Genomic DNA, 19,172 nt, shown 5'->3' with positions numbered 1-19,172 from the left:
ACAAGAAGAATGAAAGCTTACGCCGTACCTTTCGAAAAGTTCGTCAACCTGGCCGATGCCCGCCTGGGCACCAAGATCATCTCGGTGACCGATGACTGGTTCGCTGACGCCAACCGCCTGTTCCAGCCGACCCCGGCCGTGTGGAAGGAGGGCGTTTTCGATGACAACGGCAAGTGGATGGACGGCTGGGAGTCACGCCGCAAGCGCTTCGAAGGCTACGACAGCGCGGTGATCCGCCTCGGCGTACCCGGCTCGATCAAGGGCGTGGACATCGACACTTCATTCTTCACCGGCAACTTCCCGCCATCGGCCTCCCTGGAAGCCTGCTTCCTGGCCTCGGGCGAGCCGGACGCCAACACCCAGTGGGTGGAAGTGCTGTCGGCCGTGGAGCTGCAAGGCAACAGCCACCACTACCACGAGATCAACAACGACCAGGCGTTCAGCCACCTGCGTTTCAACATCTACCCGGACGGCGGTGTGGCCCGTCTGCGTGTGTACGGCGTGCCGTTCCGCGACTGGTCCTCGGTGGGCGACAACGAACAGGTCGACCTGGCAGCGGCCCTCAACGGCGGTCGCGCCCTGGCGTGCTCCGACGAACACTTCGGCCGCATGAGCAACATCCTCAACCCGGGCCGTGGCATCAACATGGGCGACGGCTGGGAAACCGCCCGTCGTCGCACGCCAGGCAACGACTGGGTGATCGTCGCCCTGGGCCACCCGGGCGAGATCGAGAAAATCGTGGTCGACACCCTGCACTTCAAGGGCAACTACCCGGACACTTGCTCGATCCAGGGCGCGTTCGTGAAGGGCGGCACCGACAGCCAGATCGAAACCCAATCGCTGTTCTGGCGCGAGCTGCTGCCGGCGCAGAAACTGGAAATGCACGCTGAACACACGTTTGCCGAGCAGATCAAGGCACTGGGGCCGATTACCCACATCCGCCTGAACGTGTTCCCGGATGGTGGTGTGAGCCGCCTGCGGGTCCTCGGTAAAGTCGCTAAATAAGCGGTGAGCCCATCGCAGGCAAGCCAGCTCCCACATTTGAATGTATTCACAGATCAAAATGTGGGAGCCGGGCTTGCCCGCGATAGCAATAGAACAAACAACACAGAATCCGGATAAGAAGACAGCCATGCGCACACTAGTGATCGAACCCCTGACCAAAGAAGCCTTCGCCCCTTTCGGAGACGTTATCGAAACCGATGGCAGCGATCACTTCATGATCAATAACGGGTCGACCATGCGCTTTCACAAGCTGGCCACGGTAGAAACCGCCCAGCCTGAAGACAACGCAATCATCAGCATCTTCCGCGCCGATGCGCAGGACATGCCGCTGACCGTGTGTATGCTGGAAAGACACCCGCTGGGCAGCCAGGCCTTCATCCCGCTGCTCGGCAACCCCTTTCTGATCGTGGTCGCGCCACTTGGCGATGAACCTGTATCGGGCTTGGTCCGCGCCTTCGTCACCAACGGCAGGCAGGGCATTAATTACCATCGCGGCGTCTGGCACCACCCGGTGCTGACGATCGAAAAGCGGGATGACTTCCTGGTGGTTGATCGCAGTGGCACAGGCAATAACTGCGATGAGCATTTTTTCAAAGAGGATGAGCGGTTGATCCTCGCCCCCCACCAATAAGAGAAGGTCTGATCACCCGACAACAAGGGTGACAGGCGAGAGGTAAAGACTGTGGAAGCACATTTGATGGAATGGCTGAACCTTAGCGTGCGCTGGGTTCACATGATCACTGGCGTCGCGTGGATCGGCGCTTCCTTCTATTTTGTCTGGCTGGAAAACAACCTTAATCGCGTCAACCCCAAAGACGGCCTGGCCGGTGACTTATGGGCGATTCACGGTGGCGGTATCTACCACCTGGAAAAATACAAACTGGCCCCGCCGACCATGCCGGACAACCTGCATTGGTTCAAATGGGAAGCCTATTTCACCTGGATGTCGGGCATCGCGCTGCTGTGCGTAGTGTTCTACGCCAACCCGACCTTGTACCTGCTGGCCCCGGGCAGCAGCCTCAGTGGTCCCGAAGGCGTACTGCTGGGCATTGGCTCACTGTTCGTCGGCTGGTTCATCTACTCCTTCCTGTGCGATTCGGCGCTGGGCAAACGCCCTGCCCTGCTCGGCTTTATCCTGTTTGTACTGTTGATTGCAGCCGCTTACGGCTTCAGCAAGGTCTTCAGCGGTCGCGGTGCTTACCTGCACGTAGGTGCGGTGATCGGCACCATCATGGTCGGTAACGTATTCCGCATCATCATGCCCGCCCAGCGCGCGCTGGTAGCGGCCATCGCCGAGAACCGCACACCTGACCCGGCGCTGCCGGCCAAGGGTCTGCTGCGTTCGCGTCACAACAACTACTTCACCTTGCCGGTGCTGTTCATCATGATCAGCAACCACTTCCCGAGCACCTACGGCAGCCAATACAACTGGCTGATCCTGGCGGGTATCGCGGTGGCAGCGGTGTTGGTGCGTCACTACTTCAACACACGGCATAACAGCCAGAAGTATGCGTGGACGTTGCCGGTGGGCGCATTGGCGATGATTTGCCTGGCGTATGTGACCGGTCCTAAACCTGTTTCGACTGCACCTGACGTGGCCAAGGCACCCGCGGCCATCGAGTACCAGCCATTGCCGGAAACCGCATTGGGCGGTGGCTTGAAACCTGCTGCGCCAGCCGCACCCGCTGCAGAACCTGCTGCGGCACCGGCCCAGGCGACGATTGATTTCGACAAGGTGCATGGCGTGATCCAGGAACGCTGCGCCGTGTGCCATTCGGCCAAGCCCACCAGCCCGCTGTTCAGCACCGCCCCAGCCGGCGTGATGTTCGATACCCCGGCGCAGATCCAGCAGCAGGCGGCGCGTATTCAAGCGCAGGCCGTGGCCAGCCAGATCATGCCGCTGGGCAACATCACCCAGATGACCCAGCAGGAACGGGATTTGATCGGCACCTGGATCAACCAGGGGGCACGCACTAACTGACAGCCCGAGTAACACAAATCCAAAATGTGGGAGCTGGCTTGCCTGCGATAGCGGTGCATCAGCCACCAGATGAGTTGCTGAGCCACCGCCATCGCAGGCAAGCCAGCTCCCACAGGGATTTTTGGTGATTTACAGAGTGCGTTCCAAACAACACAACAATAAAAAAGATCCGAGGTGTTGCATGACCGAGTTAGTCGAACCGCAGATTCCCGCCGCACCCGCCATGGTGCGGCTGCCCCTCTTGCAACTGATTCTGGTAGGCCTGCAACACGTCTTGCTGATGTACGGCGGCGCCGTCGCCGTACCCCTGATCATTGGCCAGGCCGCAGGCTTGAGCCGTGAAGAAATCGCCTTTCTGATCAACGCCGATCTGCTCGTGGCGGGCATTGCCACCATGGTGCAGTCATTCGGCATCGGCCCGGTGGGCATTCGCATGCCGGTGATGATGGGCGCCAGTTTCGCCGCCGTCGGCAGCATGGTGGCCATGGCTGGCATGCCTGGCATCGGCCTGCAGGGCATCTTCGGCGCGACCATCGCTGCCGGTTTTTTTGGCATGCTGATCGCGCCGTTCATGTCCAAGGTCGTGCGGTTTTTCCCGCCCTTGGTGACCGGCACCGTGATCACTGCCATCGGCCTGTCGCTGTTCCCCGTGGCCGTGAACTGGGCCGGTGGCGGCAGTGCCGCCGCCACCTTCGGCTCGCCGGTTTACCTGGCGATTGCCGCGCTGGTACTGGCCACCATCTTGCTGATCAACCGTTTCATGCGCGGCTTCTGGGTAAATATCTCGGTGCTGATCGGCATGGCGCTCGGCTATGGCTTGTGCGGCCTGCTCGGCATGGTCGACCTCGGCGGCCTGTCCCAGGCACCGTGGGTGCAAGTGGTGACGCCACTGCATTTCGGCATGCCCAAGTTCGAGTTGGCACCGATCCTGTCGATGTGCCTGGTGGTGGTGATCATCTTCGTCGAGTCCACCGGGATGTTTCTTGCGCTGGGCAAAATCACCGGCCAGGAGGTCACGCCAAGGATGCTGCGCCGTGGCCTGTTGTGTGACGCTGGCGCCTCATTTTTCGCCGGTTTCTTCAATACGTTTACTCACTCCTCATTCGCCCAGAATATCGGCCTGGTGCAGATGACCGGCGTGCGTTGCCGCTCGGTGACGATCATGGCCGGGGCGTTCCTGATTGTGCTGAGCCTGCTGCCCAAAGCCGCCTTTTTGGTGGCATCGATTCCACCGGCAGTATTGGGCGGCGCCGCCATTGCCATGTTCGGCATGGTCGCGGCGACCGGCATCAAGATCCTGCAGGAGGCCGACATTGCCGACCGCCGCAACCAGTTGCTGGTGGCAGTCAGCATCGGCATGGGCCTGATCCCGGTGGTGCGCCCGGAATTCTTCGCGCAGTTGCCCCTGTGGATGAGCCCGATTACCCACAGTGGAATCGCCATGGCCACCCTCAGCGCCTTGTCGCTGAACATCCTGTTCAACATCCTCGGCGGTTCGGAACGCCCCGCGGTCGCCCACACGCATTGATTTGGCCTGTTAGCAAAAAACAACAAAAATAATAACCAACAGGAAATACCCACATGCACCCTATTCACCTGGGGCCGGCCACAAGCCGCGCCCCATTCTCGCCCCCTGCGCTCTCTAACAGCGCACTTGAGCCAAGGCCTGGGAGCCAGTATTCTCCGCGCCCGCTCGAATCGACTCAAAAAAAAACAGCGAATGTAAAAGCTGACTGCAGGGCCAACTTATCCTGGCCCAATGTCTGCGGCCAACGTGCAGAAAAAAACCTCCGGATTCGACTGCATCAAGTGCAGCCGAAGGCCTTTTATTGGCTTTTTAAACACCTTGGCGCAGCTCTTGCTAAAAGCATTAAAGCTGACCAAACAGACGATTTTTGCAGCGAACCAAAAGGCGCCACACCAGAGCGCCTGCGTAGAAAAACAACCATAAAACTTTGACTCGGGAGCAACCGAATGAAACCTATGTTCAAAGGCCTGATGCTGGCAGGATCCCTGCTGGCCGGCGGCCAAGCCGTGGCAGGCGATTTGTTGCAGTGGCAGAACAACAGCCTGACGTACCTGTGGGGCAAGAACTTCACCGTTAACCCGCAGATCCAGCAAACCGTCACCTTCGAGCACGCCGATGCGTGGAAGTACGGCGACAACTTCCTGTTCGTCGACCGCATCTTTTACAACGGCAAGGAAGACGGCAACGTCGGCCCAAGCACTTACTACGGCGAGTTCAGCCCACGGTTGTCGTTCGGCAAGATCTTCGACAAAGACCTCTCGTTCGGCCCGATCAAAGATGTGCTGCTGGCCTTCACTTACGAGTTCGGCGAAGGCGATAACGAGTCGTACCTGCTGGGCCCGGGCTTTGACCTGAATATCCCTGGCTTCGACTACTTCCAGTTGAACTTCTACCAGCGCCAGACCGAAGGCAACCGCCCGGGCGATGGCGTGTGGCAGATCACGCCGGTGTGGTCGTACACCATTCCCGTGGGCAACTCCAACGTGCTGATCGACGGCTTCATGGACTGGGTGGTGGACAACGACAGGAACGCCCGTGGCACTTACCACGCCAACCTGCACTTCAACCCACAGGTCAAGTACGACTTGGGCAAGGCGCTGCATTGGGGCGAGAAGCAGCTGTATGTCGGCTTCGAATATGACTACTGGAAGAACAAGTACGGGATCGAAGATTCCGGCGCGTTCAAGACTAACCAGGACACGGCGAGCTTCCTGGTCAAGTATCACTTCTGATTGAGCAACACCAATCCCCTGTGGGAGCTGGCTTGCCTGCGATAGCGATCTGTCAGCCAACATAGTTGGCACAGGAATACCGCTATCGCAGGCAAGCCAGCTCCCACATTTAGTTCACTGTCAGCCCAAGGAATTTGGACAATTCCTCGCGCTTGGCAAGTGCGTCCTTGCGCCCCAGCTCAATCAACTCGCTGCAATACCCCGCCTCGAACAACAAGTAACTCAACACCCCCGCCCCACTGGTCTTGGTCGCCCCCGGACCGCGCAAGAACAGACGCAACGCCGCCGGCAATTCCTGCCGATGCCGCGCCGCGATTTCATCGATCGGCTGGCTGGGCGCAATCACCAGCACCTCTACCGGCGCCAGCCCCGGCGCAACATGGCTGAATTGGTTCAGACGCTCCAACAGCTCAATATCGCTTTCCAGGCTGTCAATAAACGTGCTGTTAAGCATATGCCCACCAATCTGCGCCAAGGTCGGCTCCTGGCCAGTGTAAGTACGTTGCACCGAAGGTTCATTGCCACGCGGGTTGCCGCTCACGCCCACCACCAGCACCCGGCTGGCACCCAGGTGCAAGGCCGGGCTGATGGGCGCGGATTGGCGCACGGCACCGTCACCAAAATATTCCTGGTCGAGTTTGACCGGCGCAAACAGCAAGGGGATCGCGGAGCTGGCCAGCAAGTGCTCAACCGTCAGTTGGGTCGGCACACCGATGCGCCGATGGCGCAGCCAGGCATCGATCTTGCCGCCGCCCTGATAGAAGGTCACCGCTTGCCCGGACTCATAACCAAAGGCCGTGACCGCGACTGCATGCAGATGCTTGTTGCGGATCGCCTCATCAATGCCGTGCAGGTGCAGTTTGTCGTTGAGCAAGTCGCGCAACGGCGCACTGTTGAGCAACGCCACCGGCACCTGGGCACCCAGGCCCAACAGGCTATGGATAAAGAAACGGCTGGCCTGGTGCACCACGCCCGGCCAATCGCTGCGCAGCACCAGATGGCTGCGAAAGCCCTGCCAGAAGGCGGTAAGGCGTTGGATGGCCGCAGTGAAATCCGTGGCGCCACTGGCCAGGCTCACCGCATTGATCGCGCCGGCGGAGGTGCCGACAATCACCGGAAAAGGATTCGGCGCCCCCGGCGGCAGCAACTCGGCAATCGCCGCCAGTACGCCCACCTGATACGCCGCTCGCGCCCCGCCACCGGAAAGAATCAAGCCTGTGACCGGTTCAGTTGGGCGCATTGCGTCACTCCCTAGTAGAAAAGTAGCGGTTACCGGCGGCGCGGTTCGTACAGCTTAGCCTCGCCGGGCGGGCGGCTCTTGAAGCGCCGGTGCGTCCACAGGTACTGCTCGGGGCATTCGCGCACCGAGGCCTCGACCCACTGATTGATGCGCAGGCAGTCAACCTCGTCGCTCTCACCGGGGAAGTCGGTCAGCGGCGGGTGGATCACCAGGCGATAACCGCTGCCATCGGCCAGGCGCTCCTGGGTGAAGGGCATCACCAGCGCCTTGCCCAGCCGCGCAAACTTGCTGGTGGCGGTCACGGTAGCGGCCTGGATGCCGAACAGCGGAACAAAAATGCTTTGCTTGGCGCCGTAGTCCTGATCCGGCGCATACCAGATGGCGCGGCCCGAGCGCAGCAGCTTGAGCATGCCGCGCACGTCGTCGCGCTCTACCGCCAGGGAATCGAGGTTGTGCCGCTCACGGCCACGGCGCTGAATGAAGTCGAACAGCGGGTTGCCGTGCTCGCGGTACATGCCATCAATGGTGTGCTTCTGCCCGAGCAGGGCCGCGCCAATTTCCAGGGTGGTGAAGTGCAACGCCATCAGGATCACACCCTTGCCATCCAGATGCGCCTGCTTCAAATGCTCAAGCCCTTCGACATGGGCCAGGCGTGCCAGGCGCGATTTGGGCCACCACCAGCTCATGGCCATCTCGAAGAAGGCGATGCCGGTGGTCGCGAAGTTTTCCTTGAGCAGCCGTTTACGCTCCTTGGCGGATTTTTCCGGGAAGCACAGCTCGAGGTTGCGCGCGGCGATGCGGCGGCGATCAGCAGCCACGCGGTACATGCCGGCGCCAAGTAATCGACCAATGGTCAGCAAGGCACGGTAGGGCAACTGGGTAATCAGCCACAGCAGGCCGAGTCCCAGCCATAACAGCCAAAAGCGCGGGTGAAAAAATACAGCTCGAAAACGCGGGCGATCCATTACAGATTCCGGTAAAGACAAGGGCCGCGCATTCTACAACGTTCGACTCGGCTTGCGGCCCGTGGTTGTTATCGTTATAAGTCTCGACACTTTTCGTGACAAGCCGCTTTTGCCGACCATGAGCCAAACCGAACCGCTAGACCAAGATCCCGTGTTCCAGCTGAAAGGCAGCATGCTCGCCATCACCGTGCTGGAACTGGCCCGCAACGACCTCGACGCCCTGGACCGCCAGCTCGCCGCCAAGGTCGCGCTGGCGCCGAACTTCTTCAACAATGCCCCGCTGGTACTGGCCCTGGACAAACTCCCGGCCGGCCAAGGCGCGATTGATTTGCCCGGCTTGATGCGCGTCTGCCGCTCCCACGGCTTGCGCACCCTGGCCATACGCGCCAGCCGTATCGAAGACATTGCCGCGGCCATCGCAATTGAACTGCCCGTATTGCCACCCTCCGGTGCCCGCGAGCGCCCGCTCGAACCGCTGGAAGGTGAAGTGAAGAAAAAACCGGAAAAACCGCCGGAACCTGCGGTCAAGCCTACAAAGATCATCACCTCCCCCGTACGCGGCGGGCAGCAGATTTACGCCCAGGGTGGCGATCTGGTGGTGATCTCCTCGGTTAGCCCCGGGGCGGAACTTCTGGCCGATGGCAACATCCATGTATACGGCCCCATGCGCGGACGTGCCCTCGCCGGCATCAAGGGCGATACCAAGGCGCGGATTTTTTGCCAGCAGTTGAGCGCTGAGCTAGTGTCCATCGCAGGCCAGTACAAGGTTTCAGAAGATTTGCGCCGTGATCCGCTGTGGGGGGCCGGGGTGCAGGTCAGCCTGTCGGGCGATGTGTTGAACATCATCCGTCTTTAACGGATACTGCCGCATTTTCCAAGCATCTCTAGACTCTGATAGCAAAGCGAAACCGGCAAGACTTGTGTAGGAATAATTGGAAGTTGGCGTTTCCCTGCGGAAATCACATCTTTTTCCTACAAAGGCTGTCCGCCTGCAGCGAGTTCCAAGAGATGTTTTTCAGGGGCTGAAAAGTCCTTTTTCCTTAGGGGTGAAACACCTTGGCCAAGATTCTCGTGGTTACATCCGGCAAGGGTGGTGTGGGTAAGACCACCACCAGCGCCGCTATCGGTACCGGCCTCGCTCTGCGCGGCCACAAAACAGTCATCGTCGACTTCGACGTCGGTTTGCGTAACCTCGACCTGATCATGGGCTGCGAACGCCGCGTGGTGTACGACTTCGTCAACGTGGTGAACGGCGAAGCCAACCTGCAACAGGCCCTGATCAAGGACAAGCGCCTTGAGAACCTGTACGTACTGGCTGCCAGCCAGACCCGCGACAAAGACGCGCTGACCAAAGAAGGCGTAGGCAAAGTCCTGGCCGAGCTTAAAGAAACCTTCGAATACGTGGTGTGCGACTCCCCGGCCGGTATCGAAACCGGTGCTCACCTGGCGATGTACTTCGCCGATGAAGCCATCGTCGTCACCAACCCGGAAGTCTCCTCGGTACGTGACTCGGACCGCATGCTCGGCCTGCTGGCCAGCAAGTCCCAGCGCGCCGAGAAAGGTGAAGACCCGATCAAGGAGCACTTGCTGCTCACCCGTTACAACCCTGAGCGCGTCAGCAACGGCGAAATGCTCGGCGTTGAAGACGTGAAGGAAATCCTCGCAGTGACCCTGCTGGGCGTGATCCCCGAATCCCAGGCGGTCCTCAAGGCTTCCAACCAAGGTGTTCCGGTGATTCTTGACGACCAGAGCGACGCCGGCCAGGCGTACAGCGATGCAGTTGATCGCTTGCTGGGCAAGACCGTGGAACATCGCTTCCTCGATGTTAAGAAGAAGGGATTCTTCGAGCGTATCTTTGGAGGCAACTAAATAATGAAATTTCTCGACTTCTTTCGCGCCAACAAAAAGCCAAGTACCGCGTCGGTAGCGAAAGAGCGTCTACAGATCATCGTGGCGCACGAACGCGGCCAACGCAGTACCCCGGACTACCTGCCAGCCTTGCAGAAGGAACTGGTCGAGGTGATCCGCAAGTACGTCAATATCGGCAACGATGACGTGCATGTCGCCCTGGAAAACGACGGCAGCTGCTCGATTCTGGAACTCAATATCACCCTGCCTGATCGTTAATCGAAAAGGCGGCCGCCACGGCGGCTCGATCACCTTGATCCCGTTTGGGAACCGGGTGGCCGAGCCGCCGTTGGCGTTTGTTACGAGGCTGTTTAATGCCGCTGTCCACTATTCATATCCTGCATCAGGACGCCGCCGTCCTGGTGGTGAACAAGCCGACCCTGTTGCTCTCGGTGCCTGGCCGCGCCGATGACAACAAAGACTGCCTGATCACCCGCCTGCAGGAAAACGGCTACCCCGAAGCCCGCATCGTGCATCGCCTGGACTGGGAAACCTCGGGGATCATCCTGCTCGCGCGGGACGCCGACAGTCACCGCGAACTGTCGCGGCAGTTTCACGACCGCGAAACCGAAAAAGCCTACACCGCCTTGGCCTGGGGCCAGCCGGCGCTGGACAGCGGCAGCATTGACCTGCCTTTGCGCTACGACCCGCCGACCAAGCCGCGCCACGTAGTCGACTATGAGTTTGGCAAAAACGCACTGACCTTCTGGAAAGTGCTGGAGCGTTGTGGCGATTGGTGCCGCGTGGAACTCACGCCGATCACCGGGCGTTCGCACCAGTTGCGGGTGCATATGCTGTCGATCGGCCATCCGCTGCTCGGTGATGGCTTGTACGCCCATGAACAAGCCCTGGCCGCCTGGCCACGCCTGTGCCTGCATGCGAGCATGTTGAGCTTTACGCACCCGCAAAGCGGCGAGCGGCTGCGCTTTGAGTGCCCTGCACCTTTTTAAGCTGAAAATACAGTCAAATGTGGGAGCTGGCTTGCCTGCGATAGCGATCTGTCTGTGCCAAATATATTGGCTTACACACCGCTATCGCAGGCAAGCCAGCTCCCACATTGGCCTTGCAGGGTTTTCAAGCGAGTAGCTTCACTTCAAATGTGGAGCCAATACGGTAAACTCCGCGCATTGCTGTCTGGAGCTATTTATGCGCGAAGCGTTGAATCAAGGCCTGATCGACTTCCTCAAGGCCTCCCCTACTCCTTTTCATGCCACTGCCGCCCTCGCCCAGCGCCTGGAAGCGGCCGGTTACCAGCGTCTCGACGAGCGCGAAACCTGGGCCACCGAGGCCAACGGGCGCTATTACGTCACCCGTAACGATTCCTCGATCATCGCCTTCAAGCTCGGTAAGCACTCGCCGTTGCAAGACGGCATCCGCATGGTCGGCGCCCACACCGACAGCCCGTGCCTGCGGGTCAAGCCCCAGCCGGAGCTGCAACGCCAGGGCTTCTGGCAGTTGGGCGTGGAAGTCTACGGCGGCGCGCTGCTGGCGCCGTGGTTCGACCGCGACCTGTCGCTGGCCGGCCGCGTGACCTTCCGCCGCGACGGCAAGGTCGAGAGCCAACTGATCGACTTCAAGTTGCCGATTGCCATCATCCCCAACCTGGCTATTCACCTGAACCGTGAAGCCAACCAGGGCTGGGCGATCAATGCACAGACCGAGCTGCCGCCGATCCTTGCGCAGTTTGCCGGTGACGAGCGGGTGGACTTCCGCGCCGTGCTCACTGAGCAACTCGCCCGCGAACACGGCCTGAACGCCGATGTGGTGCTCGACTACGAGCTGAGTTTCTACGACACGCAAAGCGCTGCGGTGATCGGCCTCAATGGCGATTTCATCGCCGGTGCGCGCCTGGACAACCTGCTGTCGTGCTACGCCGGCCTGCAAGCCTTGCTCACCAGCGAAAACGACGAAACCTGCGTGCTGGTGTGCAACGACCACGAAGAAGTCGGCTCCTGTTCGGCCTGCGGCGCGGATGGCCCGATGCTGGAACAGACCCTGCGCCGTCTTCTACCGGAAGGTGAGGAATTCGTACGCACCATTCAGAAATCACTGTTGGTCTCGGCAGACAATGCCCACGGCGTGCACCCTAACTACGCCGAGAAACACGACGCCAACCACGGCCCCAAACTCAACGCCGGCCCGGTGATCAAGGTCAACAGCAACCAGCGCTACGCCACCAACAGCGAAACCGCCGGGTTCTTCCGCCACCTGTGCATGGCCCAGGAAGTGCCGGTGCAGAGCTTCGTGGTACGCAGCGACATGGGCTGCGGCTCGACCATCGGCCCGATCACCGCCAGCCACCTGGGCGTGCGCACCGTGGATATCGGCTTGCCGACGTTTGCCATGCACTCGATCCGTGAGCTGTGTGGCAGCCATGATCTGGCGCACCTGGTGAAGGTGTTGGGCGCGTTTTATGCGAGTCGCGATTTGCCCTGACCTCAGGGGCTGAATGCGGTCAAAACTGTGGGAGCGGGCTTGCTCGCGAAAGCGGAGTGTCAGTCAATTCATCTGTAACTGGCACACCGCATTCGCGAGCAAGCCCGCTCCCACAGTTGGTTTTGCATAAACCTGACCCATATCACTCCAACTTCCCACAATCCGACCTAGACTTGTCAGTATTCCCACTCCGACAAGGCCGTCGCCCCATGATCTCCATGTCTTCGTTCCACGCCATGCTCATTCCCATCATCATCGGCATGATCCTGCTCGCGACCGGCTTCAACTTTCGCGACAAGCCGGTGGGTGTGTTTGGTATGTGGGTCGGTATGCTGTTGATCCTCGGCACTGTGGTTTACAAGATCCTTGCCAAACTGGCGGAATAACAAATGCACTCGCATTGGGCATAGCGGCCTCGTACACTCGGTCAATTCGTCGTTTTCAAGGTTGACCGCCTCGTGCTTTCCCGTCTCTTTGCCCTGCCCTGCTATTTTCTGATCGCCCTGCTCACGCTGCTGCCCCTTGCGCCAGCGCAAGCCGTGAGCCTGCCCGGCCTGCTGGGCAGCACCAACAAGACCCAGCCTCAGGCCGATGTGCCGCTGGGCCAGTCGCTGGACGAGGTGATCAAGACCCTGGAAAACGACCAGCAGCGCACCCAACTGCTGAGCGACCTGAAGAAGCTGCGCGAAGCCACGCAAAAAGCCCAGCCCGCTGCCGAACAAGGCGTGCTCGGCTTGATCGGTAGCACCCTGGCCGAGCTTGAAGCCCAGTTTTCCGGGGCCGACAGCCCGTTGGGGCGCTGGTCCAACGAGATCGACCTGGCCCAGGAAGAACTCACGGCACTGATGCTGCCGGCCACAGAATGGCTGCCGATCATTTTCGGTTTTGCCGTGATCCTGGCAGTGTGGAGCCTGCTGGCCGCCGCGCTGATCTGGCTCAGCCACCGTGTGCGAGAACGTTTCGGCCTGCCCGAAGAACTGCCGCAACACCCGCGTACCTGGGACATGGTGCGCTTCGCCCTGCGTAAACTGGGGCCGTGGCTGATTGCGTTGATCATCACGGTTTACCTCAGCTATGCACTGCCTTCGTCCCTGGGCAAATCCCTGGCGATGGTGCTGGCCTATGCGCTGGTGATCGGCACCTGTTTCTCGGCAATCTGCGTGATTGCCTTCTCGGTTCTCGACGGCCCACACCGTCACCGGGCCTTGTATATCCTGCGCCACCAGGCCTTCCGTCCGCTGTGGTGGATCGGCAGTTTTGCCGCCTTCGGTGAAGCCTTGAGCGACCCAAGGCTGGTTGCGGCGCTTGGCCAGCATCTGGCCCACACCGCCGCGACCGTCGCTAATGTGATGGCCGCGCTGTCCACCGGCGTGTTTATCCTGCGCTTCCGCCGCCCGATCGCGCACCTGATCCGCAACCAACCGCTGTCGCGCCGCCTTACACGCCGTGCCCTCACCGACACGCTCTCGATCATCGGCTCCTTCTGGTACATCCCGGCGTTGTTGCTGGTGGGCATCTCGCTGTTCGCCACCTTCCTGTCGGCCGGCGACACCAGCACCGCGCTGCGCCAGTCGCTGCTGTGCACGGTATTGCTGGTGTTGTGCATGGTGATCAACGGGCTGGTGCGCCGCCATGCGCTCAAGCCGCAACGTGGGCACAAGCGCCACGCGCTGTACTCCGAGCGCCTGAAAAGCTTCGTCTACACCCTGGCCCATCTGGTGGTGTGGCTGGTATTCATCGAGCTGGGCCTGCGCGTGTGGGGCTTGTCGATGATTCGCTTTACCGAAGGTGACGGCCATGAAGTCAGCGTCAAGCTGTTCGGCCTGGGCGGCACGCTGCTGTTTGCCTGGCTGATCTGGATCCTCAGCGACACCGCGATCCACCATGCCCTCACCCGCTCGCGCAAAGGCCTGGCCAATGCGCGTGCGCAGACCATGATGCCGCTGATCCGCAACGTGCTGTTCGTGACCATTTTTATCATCGCCGCCATCGTCGCCCTGGCGAACATGGGCATGAACGTCACGCCGCTGCTGGCCGGTGCCGGTGTGATCGGTATCGCCATCGGTTTTGGCGCACAGTCGCTGGTCGCGGACTTGATCACCGGCCTGTTCATCATCATCGAAGACTCCCTGGCGATTGATGACTACGTGGATGTCGGCGGCCACCTCGGCACTGTCGAAGGCCTGACCATCCGCACCGTGCGCCTGCGCGACATCGACGGCATTGTGCACACCATCCCGTTCAGTGAAATCAAGAGCATCAAGAACTACTCGCGGGAGTTCGGCTACGCGATCTTCCGGGTGGCGATCCCCTTCAACATGGAGATCGACGACGCCATCAAGCTGATGCGCGATGTCGGCCAGAAAATGCGCAACGACCCGCTGCAACGCCGCAATATCTGGTCGCCGCTGGAGATTCAAGGTGTGGAAAGCTTTGAGTCCGGCAGCGCGATCCTGCGGGCGCGCTTCAAGACCGCGCCGATCAAGCAGTGGGAAGTGTCGCGGGCGTTCAACCTGTCACTCAAGCGTCATCTGGATGAAGCCGGGCTGGACCTGGCAACACCGCGCTTGAGCGTGCAGGTGGTGACCGCCGGTACGGTGCAGGAGAAAGATCAACAACAATAAACAAGGAGAGGTCTGTATGCGTTTAAACGGTCTGACACACCAATGGGTTTTCGGCATGCTGTGCGGGCTCGCCAGCAGCGCGGTGATTGCCGCCAGCAGCGGCCAGGATGCTGCCCGGGAAGAAATCGCCGCCCAGGCCAAAATCCTCGAACCGGCGTTGCTGGAAACCCGCCGCGATATTCACGCCCACCCCGAGTTGGGCAATACCGAAACCCGCACCGCCGAACTGGTCGCCAAACAACTGCGCGACCTGGGCCTTGACGTCAAAACCGGCGTGGCCCGCACCGGCGTGGTCGCCATTTTGAAAGGCGGTCTACCCGGCCCGACCGTGGCCCTGCGTGCCGACATGGATGCGCTGCCGGTCAAGGAAGTCGCCGACCTGCCCTTCGCCTCCAAAGCCAAAGGCACTTACCTGGGCAAGGAAGTCGACGTGATGCACGCCTGCGGCCACGATGCTCACACGGCAATCCTACTGAGCACCGCGAAAATCCTCAGCGGCATGCGTGAGCGCCTGCCCGGCACCGTGGTGTTTTATTTCCAGCCGGCCGAAGAAGGCCCGAGCGACTTTATCCCCGACGGCAAAAACACCTGGGGCGCGAAAATGATGGTGCAGGAAGGTGTGATGAAAACGCCCAAGCCGGACGCGGTGTTCGGCCTGCATGTCTGGGCCGGTGTGCCTGCCGGGCAGATCGCCTATCGGCCTGGCCCGACCCTGGCCAGCTCCGATGACCTGCGCATCAAGATCCTCGGCAAACAGACCCACGCCGGCCGCCCGTGGGACGGCATCGACCCGATCACCGTCGGCGCGCAGACCATTGTCGGTTTGCAGACCGTGGTGAGTCGGCGCACCGACATCTCGTCGTTTCCGTCGGTGGTGAGCATCGGCACCATCAACGGCGGCACCCGCTACAACATCATCCCCGAGTCGGTGGACATGAGCGGCACCATCCGTTCCTACGACTACGGTATTCGCCAGAAACTGCACGCGGACGTGCGCCAGACGGTGGAGAAAATCGCCGAAAGCGGTGGCGCCAAGGCCGAAGTCACGATCATCGAAAAATACGACCCGACCATCAACAACCCGGCACTCACCGAAAAAATGCTGCCAAGCCTGCGTTGGGCAGCCAAGGATGATGTGGTGCAAGGCCCACTGGTGGGCGGCGCCGAGGACTTCTCGTTTTACGCCAAGGAAGCGCCGGGGTTGTTTGTGTTTCTGGGGGTGACGCCGAGGGATCAGGACATGAGCAAAGCGGCGCCGAACCATAATCCGGGGTTCTTTGTGGATGAGTCGGCGTTGGTGGTGGGGGTGCGGACGCTGGCGTCGTTGGCGACGGATTATCTGTATACCAACACAAAGCAGTAGCGAAGCGCTTACTGTGGCGAGCGAGCTTGCTCGCGCTGGACCGGGCTGGCGCTCCAGTGCGAAGCGCTCGCGTTTTTTGGGGCTGCTCCGCAGCCCAGCGGGAGCAAGCTCCCTCGCCACAGAAAGCCCGCTCACAGTGCTCCGACGTGTCAGCCAGCCAGCGCAGCGCCATCCATCTTCTGGCGCAGGCTCAACGGGCGCATGTCAGTCCAGACTTCCTCAATGTAAGCCAGGCATTCTTTCTTCAGGCCGCTCTTGCCCACGGTGCGCCAGCCTTCGGGCACCACTTTGTAGTCGGGCCAGATGGAATACTGTTCTTCGTGGTTGACCACTACCTGAAACAGGATGTCGTCGCGGTCAAATACTGAGGTCATTGCTGTTCTCCATCGCTAAAAAACTGGCTGCGCACCACGCGCAGCACTGATATCTGTAGAAACGTACCAGGCCCGCTAAAAATTAGAGGCTGGCGACGGCTGCCACCAGCGCGCGCCCGAAGATCTCGGCCACGCGGTCGACTTCGGCGGCGGTGATCACCAGCGGCGGCAGGAAGCGCACCACGCTGCCGTGCCGGCCGCCCAGCTCCAGGATCAGGCCACGCTTGAGGCATTCGCGCTGCACCAGCGGTGCCAGTTGGCGATGCACCGGCGGGTGGCCCTGGATATCGGGCGTGCCGTTGGGGTCTACCAGCTCAACGCCCAGCATCAGCCCACGCCCACGAATATCGCCCAGGTGCGGGAAGTCGCGCTGCAGGATGCGCAGGTGCTCAGCCAGGCGCTCGCCCATGGCCGCCGCGTGGCCGGCCAGGTCGTGTTCCTTGAGGTAGCGCATCACCGCCGAGCCCGCCGCCATCGCCATTTGATTACCCCGGAACGTTCCGGCATGCGCGCCCGGCAACCAGGTGTCGAGCCAGTCGCGATACACCACCACCGCCAGCGGCAAGCTGCCGCCAATGGCCTTGGACATCACCACAACATCCGGGATGATGCCGGCGTGTTCAAAGGCAAACATCTTGCCGGTACGACCGAAACCGCTCTGGATTTCATCCACGATCAAGGCCACTCCGGCCTGCTCGGTGATGCGTCGCAGGCCGCGCAACCAGTCGAGATCGGCCGGGATCACACCGCCCTCGCCCTGCACCACCTCGACAATCACCGCCGCCGGCAACAGCACGCCGGCTTCCGGGTCGTTGAGCAGGTTTTCCAGGTAATGCAGGTTGACCCGCACGCCTTCTGCGCCGCCCAGCCCGAATGGGCAGCGGTAGTCATAGGGGTACGGCAAGAATTGCACGCCATTACCCAGCAGAGCGCCCAAGGGCTTTTTCGGCCCCAGGCTGCCCATCAGGCTCAGCGCGCCCTGGCTCATGCCGTGGTAACCGCCCTGGAACGACAGCACCGTGCTGCGACCCGTGGCAGTGCGCACCAGCTTCAGCGCGGCTTCCACCGCGTCAGTGCCGGTGGGGCCGCAAAACTGAATTTTCGCTTCTTGCGCAAGCTTTGCCGGCAGCAGGCCGAACAGGTCTTGGACGAACTGGTCCTTGACCGGCGTAGTGAGGTCGAGCGTATGCAGTGGCAGCTCGTCACTCAGCACCTGCTGGATGGCTGCGATCACCACCGGATGGTTGTGACCCAATGCCAAGGTGCCAGCACCGGCCAGGCAGTCGATAAAGCTACGGCCTTCGACGTCTTCCACGTAGATGCCCTTGGCCCGCTTGAGCGCCAGCGGGATACGCCGAGGGTAGCTGCGGGCATTGGATTCCTGCTGACGCTGGCGGGCCAGCAGTGGGGTTTCTTCGAAGTGGTAGAGCGTTTCCACCGGTGCTGCGCCTGCATGCACCGGTGCGTCTTCGATACGGCTGGTAGCGACTGACATCTCTCGATCCCTCAATACGCGGGTAGGGGTGACCAAACGGGCGATCCGCGTATGTGCGGATTTCATGTTCTGGAGACGCACCAGCGCTGGGGGGATTTAGGGGGGTTGTGGTTTTTTGATGGGGGGCATATCCGTTTTTTAGGTAACGGCGGCCTAGGGTTCCGCCCTTACGGCGGGTCACTTTTGCAAGGACCGGAATGCCGGCCCAGTCAAAAGTAACCAAAAGGTCCTCGCCCCAACACTCGGTGCCTCGCTATGGCTCGGCATGCCCGCAATCCGACAGGGATTTGGGGGGCCGCCGCGATGGGCCATCCTTGGCCCAGCGCGGCTAAACCGGCATCCCTGCCGGTTTACCCCCCAAATCCCTGTCAGATTCCGGCCATCGTGTTTGACGGGGCGATTTCAGATCAAGATCAAAAGCGCAGATCAAAAGACCGCTGACTTCGTCATCGAAAAGGATGTAAGGGCCAGAGCAACAGCAACAGCAAAGCCATGCTCGGTCTAATGTGGGAGCTGGCTTGCCTGCGATGGCATCAACTCGGTGTGCCTGATGTACCGAGGTGTCTGAATCGCAGGCAAGCCAGCTCCCACAGAAAAGCAGCTCTTCAGTGTATGCGGACCCGCTTTTGCTTTTGATTCAACCACTCAGGTCGGCTTTCAGGCCGCCGTGCTGTAGATCTTGATCTTGATCTGAGACGCCCCGTTAACCACGATGGCCGAACGCAGGCTTGAATCCGTGGGTAACCCGGCAGGACGCCGGGTTACCCACGGATTCAAGCCGGAGTGAGGGCACACCGAGCCCAAGCGAGGTGCCGAGTGGTGGGGCACAGACCTTTTGGTTACTTTTGGCTGGGCCGGCATTCCGGGCGTTTGCCAAAAGTGACCCGCTGTAAGAGCCATGCCTTTCAAGGTCTATGTTTAAGAGTCCGTTTAACGTCATGTTTAGGCCTGTTTATCCGCCTTGGCAGCCTTAAGCACCCGAGCTGTTGAGACATGCGCCCGTGCCGCCTTACCTTCCAGC

General features: G+C 60.7%; 18 protein-coding genes. 14 read left to right on the top strand and 4 right to left on the bottom strand.

Features of this window, described 5'->3' with window-relative positions:
* Positions 1 to 9: 9 nt before the first annotated feature.
* The 6 genes from alc (at position 10) to HBO23_RS08875 (ending at position 5,746) form a co-directional block, all read left to right on the top strand.
* Positions 10 to 1,005, top strand: a complete 996-nt coding sequence (gene alc, locus HBO23_RS08900) for an allantoicase (protein ID WP_017137848.1) — start codon at positions 10 to 12, stop codon at positions 1,003 to 1,005.
* 127 nt (positions 1,006 to 1,132) lie between these two features.
* Entirely contained in the window at positions 1,133 to 1,636 is a 504-nt protein-coding gene (locus HBO23_RS08895; protein ID WP_056861103.1) for an ureidoglycolate lyase, read from the top strand.
* A gap of 51 nt (positions 1,637 to 1,687) precedes the next feature.
* Positions 1,688 to 2,986, top strand: a complete 1,299-nt coding sequence (locus HBO23_RS08890; RefSeq protein WP_017137850.1) for a urate hydroxylase PuuD — start codon at positions 1,688 to 1,690, stop codon at positions 2,984 to 2,986.
* A gap of 181 nt (positions 2,987 to 3,167) precedes the next feature.
* On the top strand, positions 3,168 to 4,514 hold the full coding sequence (locus HBO23_RS08885; protein ID WP_099548910.1) for a nucleobase:cation symporter-2 family protein: 1,347 nt from the start codon (positions 3,168 to 3,170) through the stop codon (positions 4,512 to 4,514).
* A 53-nt stretch (positions 4,515 to 4,567) separates the two neighbouring features.
* Positions 4,568 to 4,945 (top strand): hypothetical protein, encoded by a 378-nt coding sequence (locus HBO23_RS08880; protein WP_157786505.1) that lies wholly within the window; start codon positions 4,568 to 4,570, stop codon positions 4,943 to 4,945.
* A 15-nt stretch (positions 4,946 to 4,960) separates the two neighbouring features.
* The gene (locus HBO23_RS08875) at positions 4,961 to 5,746 is read left to right on the top strand and encodes an outer membrane protein OmpK (RefSeq protein ID WP_017137852.1); all 786 of its coding nucleotides are present in this window, start codon (positions 4,961 to 4,963) and stop codon (positions 5,744 to 5,746) included.
* A gap of 109 nt (positions 5,747 to 5,855) precedes the next feature.
* On the opposite strand, the gene HBO23_RS08870 is transcribed toward HBO23_RS08875, so the two are convergent.
* Both HBO23_RS08870 and HBO23_RS08865 read right to left on the bottom strand, forming a co-directional pair.
* Positions 5,856 to 6,986 (bottom strand): patatin-like phospholipase family protein, encoded by a 1,131-nt coding sequence (locus tag HBO23_RS08870; RefSeq protein WP_170037778.1) that lies wholly within the window; start codon positions 6,984 to 6,986, stop codon positions 5,856 to 5,858.
* A gap of 29 nt (positions 6,987 to 7,015) precedes the next feature.
* Positions 7,016 to 7,951, bottom strand: a complete 936-nt coding sequence (locus HBO23_RS08865; protein ID WP_170037776.1) for a lipid A biosynthesis lauroyl acyltransferase — start codon at positions 7,949 to 7,951, stop codon at positions 7,016 to 7,018.
* Positions 7,952 to 8,069: 118 nt separating this feature from the next.
* On the opposite strand from HBO23_RS08865, the gene minC reads away from it, so the two are divergent.
* From minC to HBO23_RS08825, 8 genes are all read left to right on the top strand, one after another.
* Entirely contained in the window at positions 8,070 to 8,807 is a 738-nt protein-coding gene (gene minC, locus HBO23_RS08860; protein ID WP_017137855.1) for a septum site-determining protein MinC, read from the top strand.
* A 200-nt stretch (positions 8,808 to 9,007) separates the two neighbouring features.
* Positions 9,008 to 9,820, top strand: a complete 813-nt coding sequence (gene minD, locus HBO23_RS08855; protein WP_003209098.1) for a septum site-determining protein MinD — start codon at positions 9,008 to 9,010, stop codon at positions 9,818 to 9,820.
* Positions 9,821 to 9,823: 3 nt separating this feature from the next.
* Positions 9,824 to 10,078, top strand: a complete 255-nt coding sequence (gene minE, locus HBO23_RS08850) for a cell division topological specificity factor MinE (RefSeq protein ID WP_003175252.1) — start codon at positions 9,824 to 9,826, stop codon at positions 10,076 to 10,078.
* A 95-nt stretch (positions 10,079 to 10,173) separates the two neighbouring features.
* Positions 10,174 to 10,809 (top strand): pseudouridine synthase, encoded by a 636-nt coding sequence (locus tag HBO23_RS08845; protein ID WP_017137856.1) that lies wholly within the window; start codon positions 10,174 to 10,176, stop codon positions 10,807 to 10,809.
* A gap of 196 nt (positions 10,810 to 11,005) precedes the next feature.
* Complete coding sequence (locus tag HBO23_RS08840; protein ID WP_017137857.1) at positions 11,006 to 12,295, top strand: M18 family aminopeptidase; 1,290 nt, start codon at positions 11,006 to 11,008, stop codon at positions 12,293 to 12,295.
* Between the two features lie 209 nt (positions 12,296 to 12,504).
* A complete protein-coding gene (locus tag HBO23_RS08835; protein ID WP_017137858.1) occupies positions 12,505 to 12,681 on the top strand; it encodes a hypothetical protein in 177 nt (58 codons plus the stop codon).
* A 72-nt stretch (positions 12,682 to 12,753) separates the two neighbouring features.
* Positions 12,754 to 14,919, top strand: a complete 2,166-nt coding sequence (locus HBO23_RS08830; protein ID WP_017137859.1) for a mechanosensitive ion channel domain-containing protein — start codon at positions 12,754 to 12,756, stop codon at positions 14,917 to 14,919.
* A gap of 16 nt (positions 14,920 to 14,935) precedes the next feature.
* Positions 14,936 to 16,282 carry an amidohydrolase gene (locus HBO23_RS08825; RefSeq protein ID WP_170037774.1) on the top strand — a complete coding sequence of 449 codons (1,347 nt, stop codon included), beginning with the start codon at positions 14,936 to 14,938 and terminating at the stop codon, positions 16,280 to 16,282.
* A 149-nt stretch (positions 16,283 to 16,431) separates the two neighbouring features.
* On the opposite strand, the gene HBO23_RS08820 is transcribed toward HBO23_RS08825, so the two are convergent.
* Complete coding sequence (locus HBO23_RS08820) at positions 16,432 to 16,656, bottom strand: MbtH family protein (RefSeq protein WP_017137860.1); 225 nt, start codon at positions 16,654 to 16,656, stop codon at positions 16,432 to 16,434.
* Positions 16,657 to 16,738: 82 nt separating this feature from the next.
* Positions 16,739 to 18,151: an aspartate aminotransferase family protein gene (locus tag HBO23_RS08815; protein WP_170037772.1), complete on the bottom strand. Its 1,413-nt coding sequence runs from the start codon at positions 18,149 to 18,151 to the stop codon at positions 16,739 to 16,741.
* Positions 18,152 to 19,172: the final 1,021 nt, after the last annotated feature.

Origin of the sequence: Pseudomonas sp. WS 5532, assembly GCF_012985445.1 — a bacterium.
Classification (GTDB): Bacteria; Pseudomonadota; Gammaproteobacteria; order Pseudomonadales; family Pseudomonadaceae; genus Aquipseudomonas; species Aquipseudomonas edaphica.
This window is presented reverse-complemented; position numbering and strand designations above follow the sequence as displayed.